Source organism: Streptomyces actinomycinicus (genome assembly GCF_016741775.1).
Lineage (GTDB): Bacteria > Actinomycetota > Actinomycetes > Streptomycetales > Streptomycetaceae > Streptomyces > Streptomyces actinomycinicus.
Genome location: NZ_JAERRK010000001.1, coordinates 153527 through 165285, shown reverse-complemented (window position 1 = coordinate 165285; position 11759 = coordinate 153527). Strand labels below are relative to the sequence as shown.

General features: G+C 71.8%; 10 protein-coding genes. 6 read left to right on the top strand and 4 right to left on the bottom strand.

Going from position 1 to position 11759, the window contains the following annotated elements; all coding sequences use genetic code 11:
• Window positions 1–27 precede the first annotated feature (27 nt).
• The 4 genes from JK359_RS00800 to JK359_RS00785 form a co-directional block, all read right to left on the bottom strand.
• On the bottom strand, window positions 28–411 hold the full coding sequence (locus JK359_RS00800; RefSeq protein WP_201830532.1) for a hypothetical protein: 384 nt from the start codon (window positions 409–411) through the stop codon (window positions 28–30).
• 307 nt (window positions 412–718) lie between these two features.
• Complete coding sequence (gene tesB, locus JK359_RS00795) at window positions 719–1585, bottom strand: acyl-CoA thioesterase II (protein WP_201830531.1); 867 nt, start codon at window positions 1583–1585, stop codon at window positions 719–721.
• 34 nt (window positions 1586–1619) lie between these two features.
• Window positions 1620–2777 (bottom strand): acyl-CoA dehydrogenase family protein, encoded by a 1158-nt coding sequence (locus tag JK359_RS00790; protein ID WP_201815619.1) that lies wholly within the window; start codon window positions 2775–2777, stop codon window positions 1620–1622.
• Window positions 2778–3043: 266 nt separating this feature from the next.
• Complete coding sequence (locus JK359_RS00785) at window positions 3044–3646, bottom strand: SACE_7040 family transcriptional regulator (RefSeq protein WP_201830530.1); 603 nt, start codon at window positions 3644–3646, stop codon at window positions 3044–3046.
• 97 nt (window positions 3647–3743) lie between these two features.
• Between JK359_RS00785 and JK359_RS00780 the strand changes: the two genes are divergently transcribed.
• From JK359_RS00780 to JK359_RS00755, 6 genes are all read left to right on the top strand, one after another.
• The gene (locus JK359_RS00780) at window positions 3744–5360 is read left to right on the top strand and encodes a carboxyl transferase domain-containing protein (protein ID WP_201830528.1); all 1617 of its coding nucleotides are present in this window, start codon (window positions 3744–3746) and stop codon (window positions 5358–5360) included.
• Window positions 5361–5371: 11 nt separating this feature from the next.
• A complete protein-coding gene (locus JK359_RS00775; protein WP_201830527.1) occupies window positions 5372–7390 on the top strand; it encodes an acetyl/propionyl/methylcrotonyl-CoA carboxylase subunit alpha in 2019 nt (672 codons plus the stop codon).
• On the top strand, window positions 7387–8328 hold the full coding sequence (locus JK359_RS00770) for a hydroxymethylglutaryl-CoA lyase (protein WP_201830525.1): 942 nt from the start codon (window positions 7387–7389) through the stop codon (window positions 8326–8328). Before JK359_RS00775 ends, JK359_RS00770 begins: the two co-directional genes overlap by 4 nt.
• A gap of 5 nt (window positions 8329–8333) precedes the next feature.
• Window positions 8334–9494 carry an acyl-CoA dehydrogenase family protein gene (locus tag JK359_RS00765; RefSeq protein WP_201830523.1) on the top strand — a complete coding sequence of 387 codons (1161 nt, stop codon included), beginning with the start codon at window positions 8334–8336 and terminating at the stop codon, window positions 9492–9494.
• Between the two features lie 160 nt (window positions 9495–9654).
• Complete coding sequence (locus JK359_RS00760; RefSeq protein ID WP_201830521.1) at window positions 9655–10701, top strand: ABC transporter substrate-binding protein; 1047 nt, start codon at window positions 9655–9657, stop codon at window positions 10699–10701.
• 105 nt (window positions 10702–10806) lie between these two features.
• Window positions 10807–11661, top strand: coding sequence for a siderophore-interacting protein (locus JK359_RS00755; protein WP_201830518.1), 855 nt, complete (start codon window positions 10807–10809; stop codon window positions 11659–11661).
• Window positions 11662–11759 lie beyond the last annotated feature (98 nt).

Below are 11759 nucleotides of genomic sequence, written 5' to 3'. Positions count from 1 at the left end.
GCACACCGCGATCAGTTCGTGGTCGGATCAGTGGCCGCCTCCTCCACCGCCGCCGTGGCCGCCGCCACCGCCGCCACCGTGGCCGCCGCCACCGCCGCCGCCGTAACCGCCACCACCGTGGTCGCCACCGCCGCCATAGCCGCCGCCGTGGTCGCCGCCGTAGCCGCCGTCGTGGTCGCCGCCGTAGCCGCCGTCATCGTCGTCGTCGTCGTAGCCGCCGCCCCAGCCGTAGTCGTCGTCGTCATCGTCGTCGCCCCACGAGCTGTGGTCGCCCCAGTCCGAGCTGTACGAGCTGTGGTCGCTGTGTCCGGAGGCAAAGGCTGTGCCGGACGTGCCGATCGCGGCTCCGCCGGCCAGCAGCAGGCCGGAGGCGGACAACGCGACAAGGCGCCTCGTGCGCTGTGATCGCATGGGAGTACCTTCCATCTCCATCGTCTCTCGCGATTCCCTGAGGGAAGGTGCGAGGTGGATGGCCGTCGCCGCAGCACTGAGGAAGGCGCGGCGCGGTCTTCAGGTGTCCCGCAGCAGGAATGAACGAAGCGGCGCATTCACCTATGCCCCCGCGGCACCCGCGCGTGGTCCCGCCTTGGGTGCCGCGACCGGGGATCCCGGGTTTCCGGCAACCCGTGTACGGGGCATGCCGTTCGCTGCGGCTTTCACTCAAAGAGCCTAGACCCGCTTGCGTCACTCGTCATCTTGAGCACCACGCGTGTCACGGTCACCTCGGGACGCGGACGACACCCTCCTGGATGACCGTGATGGCGAGCCGCCCGTCCTGGGTGTAGATACGCGCCTGGCCGAGGCCCCGGCCGCCGTGCGCGGACGGCGACTCCTGGTCGTACAGCAGCCATTCGTCGGCACGGAAGGGCCGGTGGAACCACATCGCGTGGTCCAGGGAGGCGCCCACGACGTCCCCGACGGCCCAGCCGCCGCGCCCGTGTGCGAGCAGCACGGAGTCGAGCAGGGTCATGTCGGAGACGTAGGTGGCGAGGACGACGTGCAGCAACGGGTCGTCGTCGAGCTTGCCGTTGGTGCGGAACCACACCTGGGAGTGCGGCTCGCGCGCCTCGCCGTACTGTCCGTACGGCGGCTCGTCCACGTACCTGAGGTCGATCGCCTCGCGGGCCTCCAGGAACTTCTCGACGACCTCGGGCGCGAGGTGGGCGTAGCCGCGCAGCCGCTCCTGGGAGGTCGGCAGGGTCGCCGGGTCGGGCGAGGCCGGCATGGGCGCCTGGTGCTCCAGGCCCTCCTCGTACGTCTGGAAGGACGCCGAGAGGTGGAAGATCGGCTTGCCGTGCTGGACGGCGACCACCCGGCGGGTGGTGAAGGACCGTCCGTCGCGGATGCGGTCCACGGTGTAGACGATCGGCGCGCCGGGGTCGCCGGGGCGCAGGAAGTAGGCGTGCAGGGAGTGGGCCGGGCGGTCCGCGGGGACCGTCCGCCCGGCGGCGACCAGCGCCTGCGCCGCGACCTGCCCGCCGAAGACGCGGGGTACGACGGCGGAGCGGGACTGGCCGCGGAAGATGTTCTCCTCGATCTGCTCCAGGTCGAGCAGATCGAGGAGATCCTGGAGTGCCTGGCTCATGGCGTCAGTTGTACCGGCCGGTGACGGCGGGGACTTACAGACCCATGTCCTTGGCGATGATCGACTTCATGATCTCGCTGGTGCCGCCGTAGATGCGGTTGACGCGGTTGTCCGCGTACAGGCGGGCGATCGGGTACTCGTTCATGTAGCCGTAGCCGCCGTGCAGCTGGAGGCAGCGGTCGATGACGCGGTGGGCGACCTCGGTGCAGAAGAGCTTCGCGGAGGCGGCCTCGGCGGGCGTCAGCTCACCGGCGTCCAGGGCCTCCGTCGCGCGGTCGGCGACCGCCTCGGCGGCGTCGACCTCGGCCTGGCAGGCGGCCAGCTCGAACTTGGTGTTCTGGAAGTGGGCGACCGGCTTGCCGAAGACGGTGCGCTCCTGCACGTACTGCTTGGCGAACCGGACGGCGGCCTTGGCCTGCGCGTAGGCGCCGAAGGCGATGCCCCAGCGCTCGGAGGCCAGGTTGTGGCCGAGGTAGTAGAAGCCCTTGTTCTCCTCGCCGAGCAGGTCCTCGACCGGGACCTTGACGTCGACGAAGGCCAGTTCGGCGGTGTCGGAGGTGCGCAGGCCCAGCTTGTCCAGCTTGCGGCCGACGGAGTAGCCCTCGGACTTGGTGTCCACGGCGAACAGGGAGATGCCGTGGCGGCGGTCCTCGGCGGTGGGCGCGGCCGTTCGGGCGCAGACGATCACCTTGTCGGCGTGCACACCGCCGGTGATGAAGGTCTTGGCACCGTTGAGGACGTAGTGCGTGCCGTCCTCGGAGAGCTTGGCGGTGGACTTCATGCCCGCGAGGTCGGAACCGGTGCCCGGCTCCGTCATCGCGATGGCCCACATCTCCTCGCCGCTGACGAACTTCGGCAGGAAGCGCTTCTTCTGCTCGTCGGTGGCGAGCATCTTGATGTAGGGCAGGGCGAGCAGGACGTGCACGCCGGAGCCGCCGAACTGGACGCCCGCGCGGGCGGTCTCCTCGTAGAGGACCGCCTCGAACTTGTGGCTGTCCATGCCTGCGCCGCCGAACTCCTCGGGCACGTTGATGCCGAAGATGCCCAGCTCACCGAGCTTGTAGTAGAAGTCGCGCGGCGCCTGGCCGGCGGCGAACCACTCGTCGTAGACCGGAACGACCTCGGCCTCGATGAAGGCGCGAAGGGTCTCCCGGAACGCCTCGTGATCCTCGTTGAACACCGTACGGCGCACGTTCGCCACCTCCACGTACTTCGGCATGTCTAAGCGCTTGCTCATCCGAAGATACCGACGAGTACGGTGAGCGTCCAGGGTGAGCTGTGCCACCCGCCCGGCACCGGCGGGGACCCGGGGCGCCGCCCGGGGGCTCGGTGCCCGGCGCAGGCGGGAGCCGAGGACGCCGCCCGGGGGCTCGGTGCCCGGCGCAGGCGGGAGCCGAGGACGCCGCCCGGGGGCTCGGTGCCCGGCGCAGGCGGGAGCCGAGGACGCCGCCCGGGGGCTCAGCCCTCGGTGGCGCCCGCCGCCGCGAAAGCCCCGCGCGCCATCCGGTGCAGCAGGGCCGCCGTGGTCCCCCGGCCGGGGAGGGTGCCCGCGCGGCCGAGGTGGGGGGTGGAGTTCAGCAGGCCGAAGACCGAGTGGACCGACGAGCGGGCGGCCGGCTCCGTCAGGTCGGGGTACACCTCGCGGACCACCTCCACCCACAGTTCGACGTACTGCCGCTGCAGCTGGCGGACCAGCTTGCGGTCGCTGTCGCGCAGCCGGTCCAGCTCGCGGTCGTGCAGGGTGATCAGCGGCCGGTCGTCCAGCGCGAAGTCGATGTGGCCCTCGATGAGCGAGTCGAGGACCCGGGTCGCGGCCACCCCGTCGGCCTCCGCCAGGCGCCGCTTCGCCCCGGTCAGCAGCTGGCCACTGATCCCCACCAGCAGTTCGGCGAGCATCGCGTCCTTGCCCGGGAAGTGCCGGTAGAGCCCGGGGCCGCTGATGCCGACCGCGGCGCCTATCTCGTCGACACCGACGCCGTGGAAGCCGCGTTCGGCGAAGAGCCGGGCGGCTTCCTTCAGGATCTGCTCGCGGCGGGTGGTGGCGTCGGTTCTGGTGACCATGCAGGCAATTCTAGACAGGGAGGTTAGCGGTCGTTAACCTGAAGGAAATGGTTAACGCTCATTAACAGGTTCGAACACCGGGTGAGGGGACCGCAGGATGCAGGAGGCACCGGAGCTGACGAGCGCGGCAGATCCCGCGTCGGAGGCCTGGCGGGCCAATGAACAGGCCCACCTCGCACTCGTCGGGGAACTGCGCGCCAAGCTGGCCGCGGCGGCCCTCGGCGGCGGCGAGAAGGCACGTGCCCGGCACACCGCGCGCGGCAAGCTGCTGCCCAGGGACAGGGTGGACACACTGCTCGACCCGGGCTCGCCCTTCCTGGAGCTGGCCCCGCTGGCGGCCGACGGGATGTACGAGGGACAGGCCCCGGCGGCCGGCGTGATCGCCGGGATCGGCCGGGTCAGCGGGCGCGAGTGCGTGATCGTCGCCAACGACGCCACGGTCAAGGGCGGCACGTACTACCCGATGACCGTGAAGAAGCACCTCCGCGCCCAGGAGGTGGCCCTCGACAACCGGCTGCCCTGCGTCTACCTCGTGGACTCGGGCGGTGCCTTCCTGCCGATGCAGGACGAGGTCTTCCCCGACCGGGAGCACTTCGGGCGGATCTTCTACAACCAGGCCAGGATGTCCGGCGCCGGGATCCCGCAGATCGCGGCCGTCCTCGGCTCGTGCACGGCCGGTGGCGCGTACGTCCCGGCGATGAGCGACGAGGCCGTGATCGTCCGGAACCAGGGCACGATCTTCCTGGGCGGGCCGCCCCTGGTGAAGGCCGCCACCGGCGAGGTCGTCACCGCCGAGGAGCTGGGCGGCGGCGAGGTGCACTCGCGGGTCTCCGGGGTCACCGACCACCTCGCCGAGGACGACGCGCACGCCCTGCGGATCGTCCGGAACATCGTCGCCACGCTGCCCGCCCGGCGGTCCCTCCCCTGGGAGGTCACGCCCGGCACGGAGCCCAAGGTGGATCCGTACGGGCTGTACGGCGCCGTCCCGGTCGACTCCCGCACCCCCTACGACGTGCGCGAGATCATCGCGCGCGTGGTCGACGGCTCGCGGTTCGCCGAGTTCAAGGCCGAGTTCGGGCAGACCCTGATCACCGGCTTCGCCCGGATCCACGGCCACCCGGTCGGAATCGTCGCCAACAACGGCATCCTGTTCGCCGAGTCCGCCCAGAAGGGCGCCCACTTCATCGAGCTGTGCGACCAGCGCGGCATCCCGCTGGTGTTCCTGCAGAACATCTCCGGCTTCATGGTCGGCAAGGACTACGAGGCGGGCGGCATCGCCAAGCACGGCGCCAAGATGGTGACCGCCGTCGCGTGCACACGCGTGCCGAAGCTGACCGTCGTGGTCGGCGGCTCGTACGGCGCGGGCAACTACTCGATGTGCGGCCGGGCCTACTCCCCCCGCTTCCTGTGGATGTGGCCCAACGCCAAGATCTCCGTCATGGGCGGCGAGCAGGCCGCCAGCGTCCTCGCCACGGTCAAGCGCGACCAGCTGGAGGCGCGCGGCGAGCAGTGGCCGGCCGAGGACGAGGACGCCTTCAAGGCGCCCATCCGCGCGCAGTACGAGCGCCAGGGCAACGCCTACTACGCCACCGCCCGGCTCTGGGACGACGGCGTCATCGACCCGCTGGACACCCGTCAGGTGCTGGGCCTCGCCCTGACCGCCTGCGCCAACGCGCCGCTGGGAGACCCCCAGTTCGGCATCTTCCGGATGTGAGGAGGGGAACCGTGTTCGACACAGTGCTGGTCGCCAACCGGGGCGAGATCGCCGTACGCGTCATCCGTACGCTCCGCTCGCTGGGCGTGCGCTCGGTGGCGGTCTTCTCCGACGCCGACGCCGACGCGCGGCACGTCCGGGAGGCCGACACCGCGGTCCGGATCGGACCGGCGCCGGCCGCCGAGAGCTATCTGTCGGTGGAACGGCTGCTCGACGCCGCCGCCCGCACCGGCGCCCGGGCCGTGCACCCGGGGTACGGCTTCCTCGCCGAGAACGCGGGCTTCGCGCGCGCGTGCGAGGAGGCGGGGCTGGTCTTCATCGGCCCTCCGGCGGACGCCATCGCGCTCATGGGCGACAAGATCCGTGCCAAGGAGACGGTGCAGGCGGCCGGGGTTCCGGTGGTGCCCGGGTCGAGCGGCAGCGGGCTGACCGACGCCCAGCTCGCCGACGCGGCCCGCGAGATCGGGACGCCCGTGCTGCTGAAGCCGTCCGCCGGTGGTGGCGGCAAGGGCATGCGGCTGGTCCGGGACGCCGGGAGGCTGGCCGAGGAGATCGCCGCGGCCCGCCGTGAGGCCCGCGCCTCCTTCGGTGACGACACGCTGCTGGTGGAGCGGTGGATCGACCGGCCCCGGCACATCGAGATCCAGGTGCTGGCCGACGGCCACGGGAACGTGGTGCACCTCGGCGAGCGCGAGTGCTCGCTCCAGCGACGGCACCAGAAGATCATCGAGGAGGCGCCCAGCGTGCTCCTCGACGACGAGACCCGGGCCGCGATGGGCGAGGCGGCCGTGCAGGCGGCCCGCTCGTGCGGGTACCGGGGCGCGGGCACGGTGGAGTTCATCGTGCCGGGCGGCGATCCCTCGCAGTACTACTTCATGGAGATGAACACCCGTCTCCAGGTGGAGCATCCGGTCACGGAGCTGATCACCGGGCTGGACCTGGTGGAGTGGCAGCTGCGGGTCGCGGCCGGGCAGCGGCTGGGCTTCGCGCAGGAAGACGTCCGGCTCACCGGCCACGCGGTCGAGGCCCGGATCTGTGCCGAGGACCCCTCGCGCGGGTTCCTCCCGTCCGGCGGCACGGTGCTGCGGCTGAACGAGCCGCAGGGCGACGGCGTCCGCACCGACTCCGGGCTGACCGAGGGCACCGAGGTCGGCAGCCTGTACGACCCGATGCTGTCCAAGGTGATCGCCTACGGCCCCGACCGCGAGACCGCGCTGCGCAGGCTCCGGGCGGCCCTCGCCGGGACGGTCACGCTGGGCGTGCAGACGAACGCCGGGTTCCTGCGCCGGCTGCTGGCCCATCCGGCGGTGACGGCCGGGGAGCTGGACACGGGACTGGTCGAGCGCGAGGTGGACGGGCTCGTCCCGGACGGCGTGCCCGCGGAGGTCTACGCGGCGGCGGCCCTGCTGCGCCAGGGCGCCCTCGCACCCGCCGCCGGCGCCGGCTGGGCGAACCCGTTCGCCGCCGGCGACGGCTGGCGGCTGGGCGGTGAGCGGGCCTGGACCCCGCACCACCTGCAGGTGCCGGGCCACGAGCCGGTGACGGTGCGCGTGCGCAGCACACCGGACGGCGGCACGGAGCTGCTGCTGCCGGGCGCGGACGCACCGCTGCGGGGCTCCGGTGGCGTGTCCCCGCAGCCCGGTGCCGGCCACCGGTTCGCCTTCCGGCTGGACGGCGTCTGCCACACCTTCGCCGCACTGCCGGACGGCAGCTGGCTCGGCCGGGACGGCGACGCCTGGCACGTCCGCGACCACGACCCGGTCGCCGCGTCCCTCACCGGGTCCGCGCACGCGGGTGCCGACTCGCTGACCGCGCCCATGCCCGGCACGGTGACCGTCGTGAAGGTGGCCGTGGGTGACGAGGTGAGTGCCGGTCAGAGCCTGCTGGTGGTCGAGGCGATGAAGATGGAGCACGTCATCTCCGCCCCGCACGCGGGCACGGTCGCCGAGCTGGACGTCACCCCGGGCGCCACGGTCGCCATGGACCAGGTGCTGGCCGTCGTCGCACCGCACGAGGAGGTGGCGCGGTGACCACCGAGGGACTGCCCATGGTCGTGCCGGCCGAGGACCTGCCCGCGCGGGTGCGGATCCACGAGGTCGGCGCGCGCGACGGGCTGCAGAACGAGAAGACGGCGGTGCCGACGGCGGTGAAGGCCGAGTTCATCCGCCGGCTGGCCGACGCGGGCCTGACGACGATCGAGGCGACGAGTTTCGTCCACCCCGAGTGGGTTCCTCAACTGGCGGACGCGGAGCAGCTGTTCCCACAGGTCAGTGATCTCGCCGTCGACCTGCCCGTGCTGGTGCCCAATCAGCGGGGCCTGGACCGGGCACTGGCACTGGGCGCCGGCCGGGTCGCGGTGTTCGCCAGCGCCACCGAGTCCTTCGCGCACGCCAACCTCAACCGTACGGTGGACGAGTCGCTGGCCGTGTTCGAGCCGGTGGTGCACCGCGCCAAGGACGCCGGCGTGCACGTGCGCGGGTACGTCTCGATGTGCTTCGGCGACCCGTGGGAGGGTGCGGTCCCGCTGCACCAGGTGGCCCGGGTGTGCACGGCCCTGCGCGACATGGGCTGCGACGAGCTGAGCCTCGGCGACACCATCGGGGTCGCCACTCCGGGCCATGTGCTGGAGCTGCTCTCCCTGCTCAACGAGGAGGGCGTGCCGACGAACACGATCGGCGTGCACTTCCACGACACCTACGGCCAGGCGCTCGCCAACACCTATGCGGCCCTGGAGCACGGCGTCACGACGATCGACGCCTCCGCCGGAGGCCTCGGCGGCTGCCCGTACGCCAAGTCCGCCACCGGCAACCTCGCCACCGAGGACCTCGTCTGGATGCTGCACGGCCTCGGCATCGAGACCGGGGTCGACCTCGGCCGTCTCACCGCCACCAGCGCCTGGATGGCCGAGCAGCTGGGCAGGCCCAGTCCCTCCCGTACCGTCCGCGCTCTCTCCCACAAGGACCAGTGATCAGCATGGACCACCGTCTCAGCCCCGAGCTGGAGGAACTCCGCCGCACGGTGGAGGAGTTCGCGCACGACGTGGTGGCGCCGAAGATCGGCGACTTCTACGAGCGGCACGAGTTCCCGTACGAGATCGTCCGTGAGATGGGCCGCATGGGCCTGTTCGGCCTGCCGTTCCCGGAGGAGTACGGCGGCATGGGCGGCGACTACCTGGCCCTCGGCCTCGCCCTGGAGGAACTGGCCCGGGTGGACTCCTCGGTGGCCATCACCCTGGAGGCCGGTGTCTCACTGGGCGCCATGCCCCTGCACCTCTTCGGCACCGAGGAGCAGAAGCGCGAGTGGCTGCCCCGCCTCTGCGCCGGCGAGATCCTGGGCGCGTTCGGGCTGACCGAGCCGGACGGCGGCTCGGACGCCGGGGCGACGCGCACCACGGCCCGCCTGGACCCGGACACGGACGAGTGGGTCATCAACGGCACCAAGTGCTTCATCACCAACTCCGGTACGGACATCACGGGCCTGGTGACGGTCACCGCGGTCACCGGGCGCAAGCCGGACGGCAGGCCGGAGATCTCCTCGATCATCGTGCCGTCGGGCACGCCGGGCTTCACGGTGGCGGCGCCCTACTCGAAGGTCGGCTGGAACGCCTCCGACACCCGCGAGCTGTCCTTCCAGGACGTCCGGGTCCCGGCCGCCAACCTGCTGGGCGAACAGGGCCGCGGTTACGCCCAGTTCCTGCGCATCCTGGACGAGGGCCGCATCGCCATCGCCGCGCTCGCCACGGGCCTGGCGCAGGGCTGCGTGGACGAGTCGGTGAAGTACGCCAAGGAGCGCCAGGCCTTCGGCCGGCCGATCGGCGCCAACCAGGCCATCCAGTTCAAGATCGCCGACATGGAGATGAAGGCCCACACGGCCCGCCTGGCCTGGCGCGACGCGGCCTCCCGCCTCGTGGCCGGTGAGCCCTTCAAGAAGGAGGCGGCGCTGGCCAAGCTCTACTCCTCCACGGTCGCCGTCGACAACGCCCGGGAGGCCACGCAGGTCCACGGCGGCTACGGCTTCATGAACGAGTACCCGGTGGCCCGCATGTGGCGCGACTCCAAGATCCTGGAGATCGGCGAGGGCACGAGCGAGGTCCAGCGGATGCTGATCGCGCGGGAACTGGGGCTGGTGGGCTGAGGGTTGCACCGGACGGCCCGGACGCCACGGGGCTCCGGGCCGTCGGCGTGCCCGGGCCCGGGCCGGGCGCCCCGCCCCCTGGACATCAGCTGAGGTTAGGCTAACCTACCTTCGAACTTGTCCGGCGGGCGCTTCGCCCCGTTCGAAAGCAGTCATGCCCATGCCCCAAGCCCGTGCCAACCACCTCACCCGCCGCGGACTGCTCGCCGCGGGCGGCGCCCTCGGACTCGGCGCCGCGCTCGCCGCCTGCGGGGACGACAAGGGCGAAGACAGCGGCTCCGGCGCCGCCGCCAAGAACGGCAAGTCCGGTCCCTGGTCCTTCAAGGACGACCGCGGCACGGCCGTGAAGCTGGACAAGACCCCCGCGAACATCGTCGCGTTCACCGGCGTCGGCGCCGCGCTGTACGACTACGGCATCCAGGTGAAGGGCGTCTTCGGTCCGACGAGGACCAGCGGCGGCAAGGCCGACGTCCAGGCCGGCGACATGGACATCAGCAAGGTGACGGTCCTCGGCAACGCCTGGGGCCAGTTCAGCATCGAGAAGTACGCGTCCCTCGCGCCGGACGTGCTCATCAGCACGATGTTCGACGGCGCCGGCACCCTCTGGTACGTCCCGGAGGAGTCCGCCAAGAAGGTCGCCCAGCTCGCCCCGAGCGTCGGCATCTCGGTCTACGACCGCCAGCTCACCCAGCCCCTGCAGCGGATGTGGGACCTCGCCGAGTCCCTGGGGGCGGACATGAAGGCCGCCAAGGTCACCGACGCCAAGAAGCGGTTCGAGGACGCCGCGGCCCGGCTGCGCGCCGCCGCCAAGGCCAAGCCGGAACTCAAGGTGCTGGCGGGCAGCGCGAGCGACGAGCTGTTCTACGTCTCCGGCACCAACCTCTCGGTCGACCTGGAGTACTTCAAGGCCCTCGGCGTGAACTTCGTCGAGCCGCCGGAGAGCGCCAAAAAGCAGGGCGGCGGCTGGTACGAGTCGCTGAGCTGGGAGAACGTCGACAAGTACCAGGCCGACATCATCATGCTCGACGACCGGTCCTCGGCTCTCCAGGCGGCCGACATCACCAAGCCGACCTGGAAGAAGCTCCCCGCGGTGAAGGCGGGTCAGGTCATCCCGCGCTCTCCGGAGCCGATCCTGTCCTACGACAAGTGCGTGCCGCTGCTCACCACACTGGCCGAGGCGCTGGAGAAGGCCAAGAAGGTCCGCTGAGCGCCGGCTCACGTCGCGGGTGAGCTGCGGGCCGGCCGGGGCCGGCCGCGCAGTTCCCCGCGCCCCTGAGGCCGGTCCACTCACCCCACGTTCCAGGAGCACCCCATGACGACGGCCGTGGCCACCCCGTTCCGTTTCTTCTCTCTTCAGGTCGTACGGACGAGGCGGCTCGGCCCGTCCCTGGTCCGGGTGAGCTTCACCGGCCCCGATCTGCACGCCTTCCACTCGCACGGCCGGGACCAGTCGCTGTCGCTGTTCCTGCCGCACCCGGGCCAGCCCGAACCGGTCGTCCCGCTGGACCTGGGCGACGGCTGGTGGCAGGCCTGGCGGGAACTGCCGGACGGGGTAAGGGCGGTGATGCGGTCGTACACGCTGCGGGCCCTGCGCCGGGACGCCTCGGGGCACACGGCCGAGATCGACATCGACTTCGCCCTGCACGGCATCGAGCCCGAAGCCCCCTCCCCCGCCGGGCCGGCCTCCCGCTGGGCCGCGCGGGCCGGCGCCGGCGACCGGGTGCTGCTGCTCGGGCCGGCCATCGCCGACAACCGCGCGATCCGCTTCCGCCCGCCCGAGGACACCGGGCTCGTCGTGCTGTGCGGCGACGAGACCGCCGTACCGGCCGCGACCGCCGTCCTCGAGTCCCTCCCCGCCGGTGCCCGGGTCCGGGCCTGGCTGGAGGTCCCGCACGCCGCGGACATCCAGGACGTGCGCACGGACGCGGACGCGGAGATCACGTGGCTCGTACGGCACGACGGGTCCCCCACGGCCGTCGACGCCGTACGGGCCGCCCGGCTCGACGGCACCGAGCGTGCGTACGTGTGGATCGCGGGCGAGTCCGGTCAGGTCAAGGCGCTGCGGCGGCACTTCGTCTCCGAGCGCAAGGTGGACCGGCGGCGCGTGACCTTCGTCGGCTACTGGCGGCGGGGCATGACGGAGGAACAGCTGCGCGCCGCCGGATAAACCTCCCCATGACGTGACGCCGGTCACCGGACAGGCACACCCTCGGGCATCAAACTTAGGTTAGGCTTACCTAAGTTGATCCCGCACGGACCGTCCCC

What these genes read in the sequence shown, in the direction of transcription:
- JK359_RS00760 (WP_201830521.1), top strand. Translation starts at nt 9,655, where the DNA reads ATGCCCCAAGCCCGTGCCAACCACCTCACCCGCCGCGGACTGCTCGCC.
- JK359_RS00755 (WP_201830518.1), top strand. Translation starts at nt 10,807, where the DNA reads ATGACGACGGCCGTGGCCACCCCGTTCCGTTTCTTCTCTCTTCAGGTC.
- JK359_RS00785 (WP_201830530.1), bottom strand. Translation starts at nt 3,646, where the DNA reads ATGGTCACCAGAACCGACGCCACCACCCGCCGCGAGCAGATCCTGAAG.
- JK359_RS00780 (WP_201830528.1), top strand. Translation starts at nt 3,744, where the DNA reads ATGCAGGAGGCACCGGAGCTGACGAGCGCGGCAGATCCCGCGTCGGAG.
- tesB (WP_201830531.1), bottom strand. Translation starts at nt 1,585, where the DNA reads ATGAGCCAGGCACTCCAGGATCTCCTCGATCTGCTCGACCTGGAGCAG.
- JK359_RS00800 (WP_201830532.1), bottom strand. Translation starts at nt 411, where the DNA reads ATGCGATCACAGCGCACGAGGCGCCTTGTCGCGTTGTCCGCCTCCGGC.
- JK359_RS00765 (WP_201830523.1), top strand. Translation starts at nt 8,334, where the DNA reads ATGGACCACCGTCTCAGCCCCGAGCTGGAGGAACTCCGCCGCACGGTG.